At 54.1% G+C, this 14,323-nt stretch carries 12 protein-coding genes; 8 read left to right on the forward strand and 4 right to left on the reverse strand.

Annotated elements, in window-relative coordinates:
• Nucleotides 1-200: 200 nt before the first annotated feature.
• Nucleotides 201-1,094: a dihydrodipicolinate synthase family protein gene (locus ABD035_RS03700; RefSeq protein WP_343867784.1), complete on the reverse strand. Its 894-nt coding sequence runs from the start codon at nt 1,092-1,094 to the stop codon at nt 201-203.
• 348 nt (nt 1,095-1,442) lie between these two features.
• On the opposite strand from ABD035_RS03700, the gene proP reads away from it, so the two are divergent.
• Together proP and ABD035_RS03710 are read left to right on the forward strand one after the other, a co-directional pair.
• Entirely contained in the window at nt 1,443-2,951 is a 1,509-nt protein-coding gene (gene proP / locus ABD035_RS03705; protein ID WP_212712340.1) for a glycine betaine/L-proline transporter ProP, read from the forward strand.
• A gap of 439 nt (nt 2,952-3,390) precedes the next feature.
• Nucleotides 3,391-3,885, forward strand: a complete 495-nt coding sequence (locus ABD035_RS03710; RefSeq protein ID WP_343867787.1) for a GNAT family N-acetyltransferase — start codon at nt 3,391-3,393, stop codon at nt 3,883-3,885.
• Between the two features lie 282 nt (nt 3,886-4,167).
• Here the strand turns inward: ABD035_RS03710 and ABD035_RS03715 are convergent, their stop codons facing one another.
• Nucleotides 4,168-4,335: a hypothetical protein gene (locus tag ABD035_RS03715; protein WP_343867789.1), complete on the reverse strand. Its 168-nt coding sequence runs from the start codon at nt 4,333-4,335 to the stop codon at nt 4,168-4,170.
• A 79-nt stretch (nt 4,336-4,414) separates the two neighbouring features.
• Between ABD035_RS03715 and ABD035_RS03720 the strand changes: the two genes are divergently transcribed.
• Genes ABD035_RS03720 through ABD035_RS03740 form a run of 5 tightly spaced genes read left to right on the forward strand, consistent with a single transcriptional unit; the run spans nt 4,415 to nt 9,480 of the window.
• Nucleotides 4,415-5,500 (forward strand): ABC transporter ATP-binding protein, encoded by a 1,086-nt coding sequence (locus ABD035_RS03720; protein WP_343867791.1) that lies wholly within the window; start codon nt 4,415-4,417, stop codon nt 5,498-5,500.
• 36 nt (nt 5,501-5,536) lie between these two features.
• A complete protein-coding gene (locus ABD035_RS03725; protein ID WP_343867794.1) occupies nt 5,537-6,805 on the forward strand; it encodes an ABC transporter substrate-binding protein in 1,269 nt (422 codons plus the stop codon).
• Between the two features lie 16 nt (nt 6,806-6,821).
• Nucleotides 6,822-7,724, forward strand: a complete 903-nt coding sequence (locus tag ABD035_RS03730; protein ID WP_343867796.1) for a carbohydrate ABC transporter permease — start codon at nt 6,822-6,824, stop codon at nt 7,722-7,724.
• The gene (locus ABD035_RS03735; protein ID WP_343867799.1) at nt 7,712-8,554 is read left to right on the forward strand and encodes a carbohydrate ABC transporter permease; all 843 of its coding nucleotides are present in this window, start codon (nt 7,712-7,714) and stop codon (nt 8,552-8,554) included. Before ABD035_RS03730 ends, ABD035_RS03735 begins: the two co-directional genes overlap by 13 nt.
• A gap of 14 nt (nt 8,555-8,568) precedes the next feature.
• A complete protein-coding gene (locus ABD035_RS03740) occupies nt 8,569-9,480 on the forward strand; it encodes a metallophosphoesterase (RefSeq protein ID WP_343867801.1) in 912 nt (303 codons plus the stop codon).
• 262 nt (nt 9,481-9,742) lie between these two features.
• Here ABD035_RS03740 and ABD035_RS03745 read toward each other — a convergent pair whose 3' ends face one another.
• Complete coding sequence (locus ABD035_RS03745) at nt 9,743-11,386, reverse strand: dihydroxyacetone kinase subunit DhaK (protein WP_343867803.1); 1,644 nt, start codon at nt 11,384-11,386, stop codon at nt 9,743-9,745.
• Nucleotides 11,387-11,612: 226 nt separating this feature from the next.
• Nucleotides 11,613-12,032 (reverse strand): GNAT family N-acetyltransferase, encoded by a 420-nt coding sequence (locus ABD035_RS03750; protein ID WP_343867805.1) that lies wholly within the window; start codon nt 12,030-12,032, stop codon nt 11,613-11,615.
• A 776-nt stretch (nt 12,033-12,808) separates the two neighbouring features.
• Here ABD035_RS03750 and ABD035_RS03755 point away from each other — a divergent pair.
• On the forward strand, nt 12,809-14,287 hold the full coding sequence (locus tag ABD035_RS03755) for a PhoPQ-activated pathogenicity-related family protein (protein ID WP_343867807.1): 1,479 nt from the start codon (nt 12,809-12,811) through the stop codon (nt 14,285-14,287).
• Nucleotides 14,288-14,323: the final 36 nt, after the last annotated feature.

A 14,323-nucleotide genomic window follows, 5' to 3' on the forward strand; every position in this document is an offset into this window, starting at 1 on the left:
ACCCGTTGCTGGCCGCTGTTGTTTTCCTGATGAAACTTTGTCCCGCGTCCTGAAGAGATCCAGCGACGCGGGACGAGGTTTTCTGAGCTCTCCTCTGCAGTCAGACCGGCTGCTTTATCCCTCAGTTATCCTTTTCGGCTATCCTGAAGAATACCTCTGTATCTTGCAGCCATCGGGCGGCATTACGGTGATCCCGGCACTTATTCGAGACCGGTTGCACGAAGTACGGCCGCAATCTCTGCGACGTCATCCCGGCCTAATGCTTTCAGCGGGCGGGGTAAGCACTCCGGCGATACCAGCCCGAGCAGGGTAGCAGCGGCGGCGATCACCCGGATCCCTCCGCCATGCTGAGTAAAAAGTGCCCATAACGGGGTGAAGCGCTCGCTTAACGCGGCGACCTGTTGTTGATCATGCCGTGCGGCCGCGTCAGTAATCGCTTTTGCGGTGCGTGGAAAAAGCCCTCCGCACACAGAGAACCAGATATCACAGCCTGCATTCAGGCCGTCAACCGCAAAGGCATCAGCACTTACCCCGAGAGCAACATGCTGCGGCACGCGGGATCGTAATCTCCGGACACGGTCGGTAATAGTACCGGTTTCAGTTGGTGCCCCTGGCATTTTTATGGCACGGATTTGTGGTAAGGCTGCGATCCGGCTGAGCAGATTTTCTGAAAAACTGAAGTGCGTACAACGGGGATTGTCATAAACACAGACCGGCACGGAAACATTTGCCGAGACGTCCTCATACAGACTGTAAACTTCGTCATCGTTTAATGGCTGATAAGACATGGCAGGCAGCAACAATGCATCAGCACCGGCTGACTGCGCATCTTCTGCCAGCCGCAGGACTTCGGCAGTGCTGATGGCTCCGATACTGGTCATCACCGGAATCTTACCTGCATGCGCTTTCGCGATAACGGTGACGCGCTTCCGTTGCTCGCGGGTCAGGTAAGCATAACTGCCCGTGGAACCCAGTACGCCCAGCGAATTGACGTCTGCGTGGGTCAGACGCGTGAGCAAACGAATAAATGCGGCCTCATCGATATCATCATTTAACAGAGGCGTCAGGGGAAATGCGCTAAGACCTGTAAACATACTTTAACCTGAACCCGGGAGGTGATAGTGAACGGAAATCCAATATAAATAGAGTTAACGCTTAATTCAACGACCGTCACCGGCCGGCGGACCTGCCGCCGGAGAGAAAATAGCGGGACACATCCGGACGCTGGCCGCTACTCCCGTGAATTTATGGCGAAATTATAGCCAGGTGGCAGGGGGCTTCTGTCTTCTCCTGCCCGTCAGTCCCCCTTAACCCGAAGCGTAGCCGCTACGTATCTGATACTATTGTTAAGAATAACTCGCCATACGTTTGAATGATCACAAGATTGACCTATGCTTTATACGCGAGTGATTACCAGAGTATTAGTGTTTTAAGGAAAAAAAATGCTTAAAATAAAACGTAAAAAAGTAAAGCCGATGCGGCTTAAGGACGTCACGATTATCGATGACGCCCGTCTGAAAAAGGCAATCACTGCCGCCGCATTAGGTAATGCAATGGAATGGTTCGACTTCGGGGTTTACGGATATGTTGCGACTGTATTAGGTAAAGTATTTTTCCCTGATGCTTCGCCAGGTATCCAGATTATCGCTGCCTTAGGAACCTTTTCCGTTCCCTTTATCATCCGCCCGCTGGGGGGGATGTTCTTTGGTGTACTGGGAGATAAATACGGCCGTCAGAAAATACTGGCTATCACCATTATTCTGATGACCCTGAGTACATTCTGTATCGGGTTGATTCCGTCCTACGCCACCATCGGTGTCTGGGCACCTATCCTGCTGTTGCTGGCCAAAATGGTGCAGGGGTTCTCTGTGGGAGGAGAATATACCGGGGCTTCCATCTTCGTGGCGGAATACTCCCCCGACAGGAAGCGTGGCTTTATGGGGAGCTGGCTTGATTTTGGTTCTCTGGTGGGCTTCGTCTGTGGTGCAGGGATCGTGGTATTACTTTCCACGATGCTTGGTCAGGAAAGCTTTAACGAATGGGGCTGGCGTATTCCGTTCTTCCTGGCACTGCCGTTAGGACTGGTTGGCCTGTATCTGCGTAATGCGCTGGAAGAAACGCCGGCATTCCAGAAACACGTTGAATCGCTGGAAGAGGGCTCTAAACAGGGGCTCAGCGAAGGACCTTCTGTACCTTTCAAAGAAGTGGCTCGTAAACACTGGCGTAACCTGATCTCCTGTATCGGTATCGTGATCACCACTAACGTCGCGTATTACATGCTGCTGACCTATGTGCCAAGCTACCTGACTCATGATCTGCACTATTCTGAAGACCGGGGTGTGTTAATCATCGTCGTCATTATGCTGGCAATGCTGTTTGTGCAGCCTATGATGGGCTTACTGAGTGATAAATTCGGACGTCGTCCGTTTATCATTATCGGTAGCATCGCGATGGTTCTTCTCTCTGTTCCGTCGTTTATGCTGATTACACATCACAGTATAGCGGCACTCTTTTTCGGTCTGCTGATCCAGGCGATTATTCTTAACTGTCTGATCGGTGTAATGGCATCTACCTTGCCGGCATTGTTCCCGACCGAAGTGCGTTACAGTGCGTTAGCCAGTACCTATAACATCTCTATTCTGGTGGCCGGTATTACCCCGACCCTGACCGCATGGCTGGTAGAAGCTACGGGTAATCTTTATATGCCTGCTTATTACCTGATGATTGTCGGTATTATCGGGGTGGTCACCGGGATCAGTATGCGTGAAACTGCGAATAAACCGCTTTACGGCGGAACGCCTGCCGCATCTTCTATTGAAGAAGCTAAAGAGTTACTGCAGGAGCACCACGACAATATCGAACAGCGTATCGAAGATATCGATGAACAAATTGAGAGTTTACAGAGTAAACGTCGCAATTTAGTCGATCAGCATCCGGACATTAACGGTTAATGCTAACCCCGCCGCTATCCTCCCGGATAGCGGTTTTTTTTTGCCCTCAGCCGGTATTTTTTCACCTGTCGTCTTTCCCTGATAATTGATCACTTAGCCGAAATACTGTCCGGTTTACCCGGCGGTGTTTGCCCTATTCCGGCCGGGCCGGTAAAAAAGTTTCCGGGAAGATAGGTTTCGCCGCCAGTTTTATTCCGGCCCGGGGCGTCTGCTGCTGAGCCGCAGAACAGGCTATCCGGTCGACAGGAGATCATTTCAGGGATTGCGGGCCGGACGGGCGAACGGTTAGGCTCTGTTAACCGGTATGTTATGCGGCCACCCGGAGGCAGGTTGCAGATGCAGCGGGACAATACGGCGTGCCGGCCGGTGCCGTCGTCAGTGTGTGTCCATAGGGCAGCAGGTTGGACTTCCCCGCAGGGGAATAAGGACAGGAGAGGTTATGAAAGTCACCCGATGCACTGCCAGTGAGTGGACGACGCTGGTGGATATTTTTATCGAAATGGAAATCTATTACCACGGCCCGGTCCCGGTCACCAGGCAGGAAATGTCGGATTACCTGCGCCGGAAGGTCTTCCATCCGCAGGCCGGAACACGGGTTTATAAAGCAGTGCAGGACGGTGTGGTCGCCGGATTTGCCTGTGCCGCTATTCAGTTCCCGGCTCCCCGATACAGCGGGCAGATGTTTATCAAAGAACTGTTTGTTTCAGAAAAATTCAGAGGTCAGGGAACCGGCACGCTGCTGATGAAAACGCTGGCAGCGGCGGCGCTGGATGCCGGATGCCTGCAGCTGGACTGGCTTTCGGATAAACATGATGCGCCAGTACAGTTGTTTTATCACGGTGTGGGCGGACAGGTCATTGAATCGGTGAATTACTTCAGGCTGTCGGGTGACCGTTTAAAATCACTGGCACAGGAAGAGACTTCCGGTAAATAATGCCACTATCCTGCGGGGAACCGGGCGAGCATGGACGGTTCGCGGTTTTCTGTACTCTTTACTCATATTGTGTTTATTTATGCTGCCTGAATCCCTGAATCCCTGAATCCCTGAATCCCTGAATCCCTGAATCCCTGAATCCCTGAATCCCTGAATCCCTGAATCCCTGAATCCCTGAATCCCTGACACCCTGACATTCTGAATGGACAGACGAGAAATGCCGTGCAAAACATCCACGACAGAGATTAATGGTCGTCCGGAGGCGTTTGCCGTTGACAGTGTTCAGCAGAGAAGATCCCCTGACTGACTGACTGACTGACTGACTGACTGACTGACTGACTGACTGACTGACTGACTGACTGACTGACTGACTGACTGACTGACTGACTGACTGACTGACTGACTGACTGACTGACTGACTGACTGACTGACTGAGTGACTGAGTGTCATCAATCCGACGCCAGAGCGTCACGCCACTGACATACTCCCGGGGTAGGCTCGCTGAAAATTTTCATTGTCGGGGATGACTATGACCTTTCTGGTGCTGCACCAGCTGCAAACGTCGCGTGGCGGAAAAATTATTCTCAATAATGTCAGTTTACAGGTGGACGAAGGGGAGTTTATTGCCATTCTCGGCCCTTCCGGGTGTGGAAAAACGACATTATTACGAACACTGGCCGGGCTGGAAACGGCCGATCATGGGCAGATCTATCTGCAACAGCAGGAGATCAGCCAGCTTCCGCCGTCAGGTCGTCAGTTAGCCATGGTTTTCCAGTCCTATGCACTGTTTCCGCATTTAACTATCCGCGAAAATCTGTTGTTCGGTCCGCGTGCCAGGGGAGAAGACCGGAAGCAATTTGCCTCGCGATTGCAGGAAGTGGCCGGATTACTCGAACTGGAACCTCTTTTGGACAGACGGCCCGGTGAACTGTCCGGCGGACAGCAGCAGCGGGTCGCACTGGGGCGTGCCATTATCGCCCGGCGCAAGCTTTGTCTGATGGATGAACCATTATCTAACCTGGATGCGCGACTGCGTCAGACGATGCGTCGCGAAATCCGCCAGCTTCAGCAGTCCCTGGGGCTGACCATGCTCTATGTGACGCATGATCAAAGCGAGGCGATGAGTATGGCTGACCGGATTGTACTGATGAACAACGGCTGCATGGAGCAGTGCGGCACTCCGGCAGAACTTTATCAGCAACCGGCCTCCATGTTTGTGGCCAATTTTATCGGCTCCCCGCCGATGAACCTGTTTCCTCTGACCGCTATCCCCCCGCAGCAACGTTATCTGCCTTCTGCTGAGACGGCGGCGGATGTGGTACTGGGATTGCGGGCGGAGTCTTTAACCCTGACCTCTCCGGCCCATGGGCGGGTACAGGCAACTCTGATCAGCCATGAATTTATGGGGTCTGATACCCGCATCCTGTGCCGGCTGGCCGGAGGCTCTGAGGTAGTGACGGTAAAGATGGAAGGGCTCAGGCATTTTGAGCCGGGAACACCGGTCGGCCTGGCATGGGATGAACAGGCAGAGTACCGGTTTCATCGTCACAGCGGTCAGCGCATCCTTTCCGACCCGGCCGGATTAACTGGCCAACGTTTTCACGCCCTTTCCTGATATGACTGGCTTATTTTCTCAATCTCCGGGGACATTATGATTTCACTACGACTGTCGGTAACCGCTGCACTTCTGGCGGCAAGCAGTGCCTGTATAGCGGCACCTGTCACACTTCAAATGTATTATCCGATTGCGGTGGGTGGAAAAATCACGGCGACGGTCGACGCGCTGGTGGCCGATTTTGAAAAAACACATCCGGATATCACGATCAAACCGGTATATACCGGTGACTATGCAACGACGGTCACGAAAGCGCTGACCGCTTTCCGGGGCGGGAATCCGCCACAGTTGGCGGTGATCGGCGATATCGAAGTGTATTCACTTAAGGATGCGGGGGCAATTATTCCGGTCTCTGACCTGGCTTCCGATGCGTCCGGAAAACAGTGGATTAATGGATTTTACCCGGCATTTATCCGGCATATTGATGGCAAAGTCTGGAGCATTCCTTTCCAGCGTTCGACGGTTGTCCTCTACTGGAATAAAGACGCCTTTAAACGCGCCGGGCTGGATCCTGAATCCCCGCCTCAGAACTGGCAGCAGGTGGAAGACTACGGACGTAAACTGGTGGTCCGTGAAGGGAAAGCGGTCAGCCAGTGGGGGATCGAATTACCGTCCACACCCACCGGCTATTGGGTGCTACAGGCCATCGCCGCCACCAATGGCGGCCGGCCGGATAACAATCAGGGAACCGCGGTGACATTCAATACCCCGCAGTACCAGCAGGCACTGACCTGGATGTATGACCTGTCACATAAATATGGTATCTCCCCGCCGGGGGCTATCAACTGGGGCACCACGCCGCAGGATTTCCTGGAAGGTAAAACCGCAATGATGGTGACCACGACCGGTAACCTCGGCACCGTCCGTAGTCAGGCCAGATTTCCGTTCGGGGTAGCGATGCTGCCGGAGAAAACAGAGCGTGGCAGCCCGACCGGTGGCGGTAATCTTTATCTGTTCAACGGGGCGACACCGGCACAGCAACAGGCTGCACTGAGTTTTATGCGCTGGGTTTCCGCTCCTGAACAGGCCGCCCGCTGGAGTATTGCGACCGGGTATGTGGCGACGTCGCCGGCGGCCTGGCAGACTCCGGCGATGAAGGCTTATGTGGAACAATTCCCGCAGGCGCTGGTGGCACGTGACCAGCTGAAATACTCACAACCCGAACTTTCAACCTACAACAGCGTACAAATTCAGCAATTACTGAATCATGCGGTGGAGGCGGTGGTCACCGGTACCCGCACAGCACCACAGGCACTCGGTGGCGCTCAGCAACAGGCAGACCGCTTGCTGAAACGCTATCAATAACCGGGGGACGCGAAAGATGCAGGGTTATTTTACTTCTCCGGCCGGGCAGCGGGTCAAAACACAGTTTTACGGGTATCTGCTGTTACTCCCGGCGCTGGTTTTTCTGCTGGCGTTTACACATTATCCCGCACTGGCGACTCTCCGGGACAGTCTGTATCAGCCGGCGCACGGTTCGACCCCGTCAGCGTTTGTCGGGATAGATAACTACCGTAGTATTTTTTCTGACGAGGTATTCCGGCAGTCTCTTATCAACAACCTGAAGTATGCGCTGATCACCATTCCGTCGGCGCTGGTACTGGCATTACTGATGGCACTGGCGGTTAACCGGCAGATGAAAGGAAAGGCACTGGCCAGGATGGTCTTTTTTATGCCGTCATTACTACCGATGGTCGCGGTGGCTAATCTGTGGTTGTTCTTTTATTCCCCGCAAGTCGGGTTGCTGAACCAGGTACTGGACGGGTTTGGCCTGCCGGGGCACAACTGGCTCGGGGAGCCGGATACGGCATTGTATTGTCTGATGGCGGTGACGGTATGGCGTGAAGCCGGATTTTTTATGATTTTTTATCTGGCGGGGCTGCAGCAGATAGATCCCAAGCTCAGCGAGGCCGCCCGTGTTGAAGGAGCTGATAAGTTTTTTTTCTTTCGCCGTGTGCAGTGGCCATTACTGATGCCGACAACACTCTTTATTCTGATCAATGCGACGATGAATGCTTTCAGGATTGTGGATCAGGTCATTGCGATGACTAACGGCGGGCCGGATAACAGCACCAGTTTGCTGCTGTTTTATATTTATCAAACGGCCTTCAGTTTCTGGGATCTGCCTTCCGCCGCTGCCATGACCATGGTCTTGCTGCTGGTACTGGGAACGGTCGCACTTCTCAAATTTCGCTTACTGGATAAACGGACATGGTATCAGTAACCTTACCTGAGTTTCGTCAACGACAGCGGCCTGCAGCCATTCTACTGAATCTGCTGGTAGGCTGTGGCGTGTTTTTCTGGATACTGCCCCTGCTGATCGCGGTCTGGGTGGCTTTTCATCCTGTCAGCCAGCAGGCCCGCTTTTCGTTGTTTTCCCCGCTGACACTGAGCAATTTTATCACGGCCTGGCATAGCGCGCCTTTTGCTCACTATTTTATCAATACGGCCTTGCAGGTCATGCTGATTGTGACGGTACAGGTAGTGCTGGCAACGCTGGCGGCTTATGCACTGGTCAGGTTCCGGCTGAAAGGTCAGGGGGTTATTTTTGCGCTGATCCTGCTGCAACTGATGATTAGCCCGGATGTCCTCATTCTGAATAACTACAAAACCATCGGTGCTCTGGGGCTCAGAGATACGCTGGCCGGAATTGCGATGCCTTATTTCGCCTCCGCATTTGCAATCTTTCTGTTACGTCAGACCTTTAAAGGGGTGCCCCGGGTGCTGGAGGAGGCGGCCATTATTGAAGGCGCCAGCCGGATGCGGATCCTCTGGCGTATTTATGTGCCTCTGGCATTGCCGGTCTATACCGCCTTTGTACTGGTATCTGTCAGTTTTCACTGGAACGACTTTCTCTGGCCGCTGGTGATCACGGATTCTGTCACTGTCCGGCCGTTAACCGTCGGGTTACAGCTGTTTTCCGCGCCTGAACAGGGGGTGCAGTGGGCGCTGATCAGCGCCGCGACCCTGATGACCTCCAGCCCATTAATAATGCTGTTTCTGGTGTTACAGCGTCAGTTCGTTCAGTCATTTATGCGATCAGGTATCCGCTGACAGGAGAGGACAGGATGTGTGAAAATTTTGCCACGGCGTACCCGATGCTGGCAGACATTTTGCCACTCTATCAGCCGCCGGAATTATCCCCCTCGTCGGTATCACGACTGCGCATCGCCTTACTGGCTGACCCGCAGTTTGCTGCCGAACGTCCGGATTACGTTAACAATCTCTATTATCGTTCGGCGCTTTACAAACTGCCTGCGCTGTTTCGTCATCTGAATGACCTGGAGCTTGACCTGGTGGTCACGTTGGGGGATATCGTTGACCGCCACTGGCAGGACTATCCGCGGATACTGCCGGTTTACCGGCAGCTAAAGCATCCTCATCTGTTTATCACCGGTAACCATGACGCGGCGGTGATCCGTCGTCAGCTGGAGCAATTTACCCCGACCCCGGCGTTGCCGAAGCATTATTATGCGCTGCAGACGCCGCGTTTTCGTCTTCTGGTGATCGATGGTAACGATGTCAGTTTTTATGCCACGCGGGCCAGTCCGGAAACGCTGCAACAGGCCGCTCAATATTATGCTGCCCTGACGATTGCGGGTGAGCCACAGGCCAAATCATGGAACGGAGCCATCGGGCAGTCGCAGTATTTATGGATAGAACAGCAGCTGGAAGACGCCCGTCAGCAAGGGCAGCAGGTCATCGTGCTGGGACATTATCCGCTGGCCCCGGCGGGAAAGCATCGTTTATGGAACGGTGAGCAGATAGCCCGGTTACTGACCCGCTATCGGGTCGTGGCCAGCTTCCATGGTCATGACCATCGCGGAAGTCAGGAGACCCGGCATCAGACCCGTTTTGTCACGGTGCCCGGTCTGCTTGATACTCCCGATCGGGTACCTTTTATGATAGCGGAGATCGATGCAGACGGACTGGCATTGAGCGGCGGGCAGATAAACGTCGTACCGCAGCCGGAAGGGTGATTAGCAGGGCGACAGAGACCGCAATGTCTGTGGCGCCCGACAGGCCATGGCGGAATGGCTGCCCTTTTCGGGAGCATCATCGTCTGCTGCTGCGGTGAATGCGGTTTGCAGCAGTAAGAATACTGTTACTGGCAATCGCGGTGACGCACCGGCCGGTCCGCCGGGATAGCGGCTCCCGTGGCTGACACTGGCCCTGAACACGTCCCGACAGGCCATGCCGGTTACCGGCCCTGAGGCGCGCCGGTAACTGAGGGGGAGAGGATTATTTCCCGGGAATGGCGGCAAATACCTCACTGACCGCTTTGGCTCCCGGGTCGATATGACCTTTCAGGCTTCCGGCACTCAGGTATGAAGAACGACCCGCACCGGCTTTTTTCATCTCAGACGTAGAATCGGCCCCTTTCTTCGCGGCTTTGACCACTTTATCCCAGCTTTTATGACCGGCCAGCGCTTCCAGTGCAGGCTGCAGGGCATCGATCATCGTGCGATCACCGGCACCGGCACCGCCATATTTTTTCATTTGCTCAAGTCCCGCCAGTAAACTTTTACCGATATCATTTTCATTTTCATAGCCTTCTGCGGCGGCGCTGAACAGTAAAGAAAGCAACACCCCGCCGGAACCCCCCATTGGCGTGGTAATACTTTCGCCCAGCCAGCGCAGCAGTGCCGGGGTATCATCCAGCGGCAGTTTTCCGGCCTTCAGGGCTTTTTGCACAAAGCGCGCCCCGGTAGCGAGTGTGGAGCCGGTATCACCGTCACCCACATAGCTGTCCAGGGTATTCAGTTCATCTTCATTATCAATCAGTGCCTTACAGGCCGCTTTCAGAACGGCAGCGACCCGTGCATTCTCTGACGGGGTCACGTCGGTATTGTCGGGCAAAGCCCGGGCTTTCTGCCAGGTCATTTTTGACGGGGTATAGAGCGGTACCCATCCGCTGACCTCAACCGGAGCCTGCAGAGCTTCGGTCAGTTTCGCTGTGAGCGGGATCACCGTCAGTGATATTCCTTTCATATCCAGCGCGCTGACCAGGGTGGCGGGGCCCTGCACAAAACGGACACGTTTCCCCAGCGGGGAGTCGAGTACCGCCTGACTGACCAGCGCCAGTTCCAGCACGGAGAATCCGCCCAGATTGTTAATCATTAGCAGAATGTCAGAGGTTTTGTTCAGGTGCTCTGATAAGGCATCACATAACCGGCTGACAATTTTCCGGCTGTTCTGGGTATCCAGAGTAATAATGCCGTGCTCGCCGTGGATCCCCATCCCCAGCTCACTCTTACCGGCCGGCACCCGTTCACTTTCTTCCGCACCAGGCTGGTGGCAGGAAGAGAGAGCGACACCGATAGTGGCGACTTTTTTTAGTGCGGCCCGCGTGATGCGTGCGACCTCTTTCAGTGACGCTCCCTGGCTTGCGGCATAACCTGCAATCTTGTGGGCCAGAATGGTGCCTGACAGACCGCGCGGCTGAGGGTTATCCGGCAGGGCGATATCATCTTCCACCATCACCATTTCGACATCATAGCCGAGCGTGCGGGCTTTTTCGGCCGCCAGTCCGAAATTCAGGCGGTCACCGGTATAGTTTTTGACGATCAGCAGGCAGCCCGCCTTGCCGGTGACATTGATGATGGCGCTGAGGATAGCGTCGACGCCCGGGGAGGCAAAAATATCGCCACAGATAGCCCCGGTCAGCATTCCTTTCCCGACGAACCCGGCATGCATCGGCTCGTGACCTGACCCGCCACCGGAAAGTAAGGCGACCTGAGATTTTTCCCAGTCTTTACGCACCACTACCCGTAATTCAGGATCTGTTTTTAACCTGGCCAGATTTCCGTACGGTGAGGTACGGATAATTCCTTCAAGGGCATCGTCTATAAGGTTCTCTTTTTTGTCGTAGAAAAAATGACTCATCAATATCACTCCTGATAACGGCTTAAGTCGTGCTTAGAGTGTGGGTCAGAACGGGGCTTCCGGCGGGGATTTCACTTCCTTATGTGATGCAGATCACTTTTTAAACAGCGCCCGCGGTGAGCGCAGTCAGCGGCTCCGGCAGTTTCAGACAATGCCGGTCAGAACGCGGCGACCGACACCGCCTGCAGGAAAGGGGGAGACACCCCCATAGGTCAGGAAGTCAGGGTCATCCCAGGCTTTTGGTCAGGTAATGTCGTTGCATACCTTCTTCAGGAAAGTCCTCAAGGGTCATTTTGAGGGTGTACCCCCTGCCGGTATAAAAAGGCAGAGCCTGGAAACTGAAGGTATCCACCTGAGCATACCGGCAGCCGTGACGTACCGCTTCCGCTTCTGCCCTGGCGATCAGTTGGCTGGCCAGCCCCTGACCCCGGCAATCCTCCGTCACCCACAGGTAGTCAATACAAAACCATAAGCCTTTACGGGAAGCCATCAGTCCTCCGGTAATCTCACCGTTATCCCGACGGCTGAAGATGCCCGACTGGCCCATACGTCCCGGGTCGAGGAACTGCAGGTTATAACCTCTCAGTCCTGCAAACAGTGCATCGCGTTCTTCATCGGAAACTTTCGTCGTGACAGTGAGTTGCATTGACTCTCCTTAGCTGGCCGGCTTAAACCTGAGCCGGCGAATATCCGGGCAACGGTGATGCATTCCACGGGAAAATCGAAGGTATCATTCTCTTCCCGGGGGGAGAAGCCCCGTGGGACGGAAAATCTCCTGGTGGCCGGGATAATTTCTGTGTCGTGGCCACTATTTTCAGCACACAGACAGAGGCTCTTTCTGCATTTGTTTCTCTTATTCAGCAGGAAATAGCCTGCGGTTATGCCTGTGGAGACCAGTACTGTTGAAATTCCGCCAACGAGACATCTCTTCTGTCGGGGATTCAACCCTCCCGGGCGTGCCGGGACCTGACGCGGGATCTGTCCGGAGCTGTAACGTGAAACGGCAAAAGCGTTATCCTGCGCGGAGACCCCGCGGATGAAAATCCCTGTCCTGCACAGGAGACGGTATCACGCTCCTTACCGGTAAAGCCGCTCGCCGTGATATCGATGCGCCGTATGGATATTGGGCTAAACCCGCCGGCCTGTAAGAAGCTTCCCCTGACCATCACCCCAGGGGCTCTCCCGCGCCGCAATAAAAAGATCCCCATGAGACCGATGAACAAGCGGGGCACCGCCTTTAATGCCACCGTTTGAACAGCTAACCCTGGTACACCACGCTGTCAGCCCGGAAGGGACGATAAACCCTACGGGAAACGGTTATTCGTTTGCGGGACAGGGATCAGGTTTCCTCTGAGAGAGGGCGGTTATCATGCTCCGGACTGCAAAAAATGATTTCATATTATCTCTGAAAGGAATCTTAAGATGAAAGTGAGAGTACTTTGTCTGGCCCTGTTGTTTATTTCACCCGCCAGTCTGGCGTTGTCTTCTCCTGCGCAGAAAAATAACACCGCCAGTCTGACGCATGTCATTTCCGATTACCGGCGGCTTCTTGCGGCACGTCCGGTTGATTATTCTCTTCAGGAAAAAAAACAACTGCCCGGCGTGATGCTGCGCAGATACCTGCTGAATTCACAGCAGTGGTCTCCTCAGGGCGTGGTTTCACCGGAACGCTGGCAGAACGGGATAGATATCTATATTCCTGAATCCGCCAGAGAGACCCATGCATTGGTGGTCATCAATAACGGCAGTAATAACAAGGGTTCCGGGATCCCGGCGGAACCCACTAACTTTACTGAGCAGGAACTGGCCCGTATCGCGGTGGCCACCCGGACGGTGGTGATATCGGTCAGTAATGTGCCTAATCAGGTACTCAACTATCAGGGGATGGCAAAACCCCTGGCTGAAGACGACAGTGTGGCCTATTCCTGGAAGCTGTTTGCCGGCGACCCGGAGAAATACCGGAATATATCCCTGCATATCCCTATGGCGGCGTCGGTCTCGCAGGCATTCAGGCTGGCGAAACAGGAACTGATGCCACAGAAGATCTCGCGTTTTATTGTTACCGGGGCCTCCAAACGGGGCTGGGCCGCATGGCTGACGGCGTTGTCAGATCCGGATGTCGATGCGGTCGTGCCTTTTGTGATGGATCTGCTGGAGACTCAAAAATCACTCCGGCATATGTATCAGTCCTACGGCAAAAACTGGCCGCTGGCTTTTTATCCTTATTATCAACAGGGGATCGACCAGCAGATCGATACAGCGGCCTTTACCTCGCTGATGACGCTGGAAGACCCGTTGGCTTATCTGAATACGGACATGGGCAACCGGCTGGCAATTGAAAAATATATTATTAATGCCAGTGGTGATGACTTCTATGTGCCTGACAACAGTCACTTTTACTATGATCGGTTACCGGGGGAAAAATCTTTGCGGGTGGTTCCGAATTCCACACATAATGGTATCCTGTCGGTGGCTGAGTCGTCTTTGATCACGTTTGTGAATCGCTTCCTGAATAAACAACGGTTGCCAGAAATTTCGGAAAGCCTGCAACCTGGCAGGGACGGAAAACCACAACTGACCGTCACTTTTACCGAAAAGCCGGCCACCCTGCTGCAATGGACAGCCAGCAACCCGGCTGCGAGGGATTTTCGCTATGCCTGCGATATACAATACCGCTCCACCCCCGTTAGTTTATCCGGCAAAAGTGATACACTGAACATTCCGCTGACAACCCCCGAAAGAGGATGGCAGGCCACTTACCTTGAAGCCACTTTCAGCGATGGTTTTGTGGCGACAACCCAGGTGTACATTACGCCCGACGATAAATACCCTGACACCGCGCCACCTGCGAAAGGTGCCGCCTGTCAGACACTACCCGGCAGGGGACTTCGGCTGCCATAAACTGACAGCTTTTGGCACCTTCTTCCCGGGGAGTTA

Origin of the sequence: Tatumella terrea (assembly GCF_039523755.1) — a bacterium.
Classification (GTDB): Bacteria; Pseudomonadota; Gammaproteobacteria; order Enterobacterales; family Enterobacteriaceae; genus Tatumella; species Tatumella terrea.

Coding starts and splice junctions, on each gene's coding strand:
- ABD035_RS03750 (WP_343867805.1), bottom strand. CDS start 12,032: ATGCAACTCACTGTCACGACGAAAGTTTCCGATGAAGAACGCGATGCA.
- proP (WP_212712340.1), top strand. CDS start 1,443: ATGCTTAAAATAAAACGTAAAAAAGTAAAGCCGATGCGGCTTAAGGAC.
- ABD035_RS03720 (WP_343867791.1), top strand. CDS start 4,415: ATGACCTTTCTGGTGCTGCACCAGCTGCAAACGTCGCGTGGCGGAAAA.
- ABD035_RS03730 (WP_343867796.1), top strand. CDS start 6,822: ATGCAGGGTTATTTTACTTCTCCGGCCGGGCAGCGGGTCAAAACACAG.
- ABD035_RS03725 (WP_343867794.1), top strand. CDS start 5,537: ATGATTTCACTACGACTGTCGGTAACCGCTGCACTTCTGGCGGCAAGC.
- ABD035_RS03740 (WP_343867801.1), top strand. CDS start 8,569: ATGTGTGAAAATTTTGCCACGGCGTACCCGATGCTGGCAGACATTTTG.
- ABD035_RS03715 (WP_343867789.1), bottom strand. CDS start 4,335: ATGACACTCAGTCACTCAGTCAGTCAGTCAGTCAGTCAGTCAGTCAGT.
- ABD035_RS03755 (WP_343867807.1), top strand. CDS start 12,809: ATGAAAGTGAGAGTACTTTGTCTGGCCCTGTTGTTTATTTCACCCGCC.
- ABD035_RS03710 (WP_343867787.1), top strand. CDS start 3,391: ATGAAAGTCACCCGATGCACTGCCAGTGAGTGGACGACGCTGGTGGAT.
- ABD035_RS03700 (WP_343867784.1), bottom strand. CDS start 1,094: ATGTTTACAGGTCTTAGCGCATTTCCCCTGACGCCTCTGTTAAATGAT.
- ABD035_RS03735 (WP_343867799.1), top strand. CDS start 7,712: ATGGTATCAGTAACCTTACCTGAGTTTCGTCAACGACAGCGGCCTGCA.
- ABD035_RS03745 (WP_343867803.1), bottom strand. CDS start 11,386: ATGAGTCATTTTTTCTACGACAAAAAAGAGAACCTTATAGACGATGCC.